The organism is Pseudomonas sp. Ant30-3 (assembly GCF_000690905.1).
Classification (GTDB): domain Bacteria; phylum Pseudomonadota; class Gammaproteobacteria; order Pseudomonadales; family Pseudomonadaceae; genus Aquipseudomonas.
In genome coordinates, this window is the sequence record NZ_JMCL01000180.1 from 1 (window position 1) to 2647 (window position 2647).

Annotated in this window: 2 protein-coding genes; both read right to left on the minus strand. The window is 60.0% G+C overall.

Annotated features, from left to right (window positions below):
- A partial coding sequence (locus DU29_RS0128275) for a DUF3142 domain-containing protein (protein WP_028624718.1) occupies positions 1-802 on the minus strand: 802 nt, incomplete at its 3' end.
- A gap of 42 nt (positions 803-844) precedes the next feature.
- On the minus strand, positions 845-2647 hold a 1803-nt coding region (locus DU29_RS0128280), incomplete at its 5' end, for a 2Fe-2S iron-sulfur cluster-binding protein (protein ID WP_028624719.1).

Here is a 2647-nt window from a genome sequence, read left to right on the forward strand (position 1 = left end):
CGTTACGCAAGTCTGCGGCGAGTCGACTCAACTGCTGCGGATCAGCCAACAGCTCCCGCCGCTCTCCCCCTTGCTCCAGTGCAACTTCGCTTTCCACCAGCGGCACACCGTCGCCGGGCAACAGCGCGACACCGTAGGCTGGTAGGGCGAGATAAAAGGGTTTGGCGGTTATGCTGCTCCACCGAATCGCCCATTGCCGTGCCAAAACCGGATCGAACAAACCCCTTTGCGGATCGCTCACCGCGTGCACTTGCAGCACGCTACTGTCGACCGAAGCCAACAGTGCTGGCAATTCATCGCTGTCGAGCCAAGAGGGTAAGGCAGTGATGCTCAGAGGTAGCGAGGCCGGCAAGACGCTGCGCACCTTCACCAGCAGTTTGCGATACTCCGTCAGCCGAGCGGTCCCTGCGTCGTGATCGATTTCCACACCAGAGATGGTCAAGCCGTGCTCTGCCCAATCACTAAGCAACTGGCGGATCTGCGCGGTGATCTCCTCCTGGTTGAGTGCCTGCAATTGGCCATCGAGACGGACCACCGCAATCAGTGGTCGACCGTCCGCTTTGAGCACTGCCGGATGGATCCGCGCCCGCACCCAGCCTTCCCGGGGAAACGCCTGCAGAGCTAAAACCCGCAAGGTGGAAAACTCGGCTCGGCTATCACTCAGTGCCGTTTCGTGAGCCGGCGTCCATTGCCGTTGCCAGACGTAGAGCTGCTGATCGAGCGGCGACCGCTCAACGGGCTCGCAACCCCCGAGCTGCACCAACACCACAAACAGGATCAACAGACGAGCAAGAAATACCATAAAGCATCCTTTGGGACTGCCAGGAGCAGCGTCTGCCAGATGCTACAGGTCCAACACCAGAGGCTGCGAGCCTTGCGCCGGAATCGCACAGCAAATCAGCACATGTCCCTCATCCGGAACCTCGGCTGGTGGCAGCGGATAGTTGACCAGCCCGCTGATCAGGCGCGTTTTGCAGGTCCCGCAGGAGCCGCCGCGACAGCTGAACTCCGGTTGCAAACCCCGGCTCTCCGCCAGCTCCAGCAAGCTACCTCCGTCGGGCTGCCAACGCGCCTCTTTCGCTGATCGCTGAAAGACCACCGGCACGGAGGTGGTTGCTGCCGGTGGCTGTTCGATCACCACCGCATCGGGGTCCAGTCGCCGACGCAACGTCGATGGCCCGAATGTTTCGGCGTGAATTCTCGAATCCCGAATGTCCATCGTTCGCAAACTGTCGTACAGACCTTGGGTAAAACCTCCCGGCCCGCACAGGACAAAATCCACCTGATCGTAGTCCCCGACTTCCAGCACGCTCTTCAATATGGCGGTGTCGATGCGCCCTACCGTATCGAAGTCTTCGCCCTCCAGCGCGTCAGTTTCCGGCTGACTAAGCAAGCGCACCATACGCACTGCGCCACCAGCGCTTTCGAGCAAACGATCGACCTCCGCGCGAAACGGTTGATCAGCCAAAGTGCGTGAACTCTGCAATATCCACGTCGGACGAATGTGCCTCGTGCGCAAACCTTGATAAACCACTTCGCGCAGCATCGACAACAGCGGCGTAATGCCTACCCCGGCCGCAAGCAACACCAAGGGCCGACGCTCAAGCGCTGAAACGGTGAAATGCCCTTGCGGTGCACGAGCCTCTAGAAAATCGCCCACCTTGAGCTGATCGTGCAAATGCGTGGAGACCACGCCTTCGCGTTTGACGCTGATGCGGAAAAAATCATCCGACGGTGCGCTCGACAAGGTGTAGGTTCGAATGTGCACTGCGCCGGAGATGTTGAACCGCAATGGAAGATGCTGCCCGGCCTGGAAGATCGGCAGACCGACACCGTCGATTGGCTCCAGATAGATCGATCGGATGCTGTGGCTTTCCTGCTCAATCCGAGCCACACGCAGCAGGCGCCAACGGTCACCCAGGGCTTGAGCTTGAAGCCGAGCGTTTGTCTGATCCCAAGTGCCGGTCATCAAACTGTTGGGCGACACGCCGTCGAAACGCCAACGCAAAGATAATGCGGCAGGCCGCCGAACGACGCGTTCCACGTGGAACATCCAGAACCGTTCTGCTCCTAGAAACGCATCAACCTCCGGCCCATCGAGGATGAGCTCGGTTCGTCCGTAGAGATGCAGGAGATCGCCCGTTTCGAAATCGACGAATAAAAGTCCCGCGCGTGGGTTTAGCAGCAGGTTGCCTAAAGTATTGAAATGCAGATTGCCGGCGAAATCCGGAATGGTCAGCCGATTGCCCTCCACCCGGACAAAGCCAGCCTGCCCGCCGCGATGGGAGACGTCGACGGACCGTTCGCCCGCGACGTCTACGTAACTGGCAACGAAGAATGTGTCAGCAGCATTGATCGTCGCCACTGCCGCTTCATCCAGACTGTCGAGACGTGTCGCAAGGCGCGTCGAAGGATCCGCCAGAGGTACGGAATGAAACTGGCGCAACTGAATGTACTGCGGGCAGTTGCCGAAAGACTGTTCGACCGACACGTCGAAGCCGCTTGCGGACAGCGCATCAATGCGCCCGTTGAGGCGATTGCGGCGGCGGGAGTGCAGCTCGATTCCCAGCAAGCCGATCGCCGCACCGCCACTCAGTTGCGCCGGGTCATCAGCGGCCGGCAAGCTGTTGAAATGCAACGTGCCCGG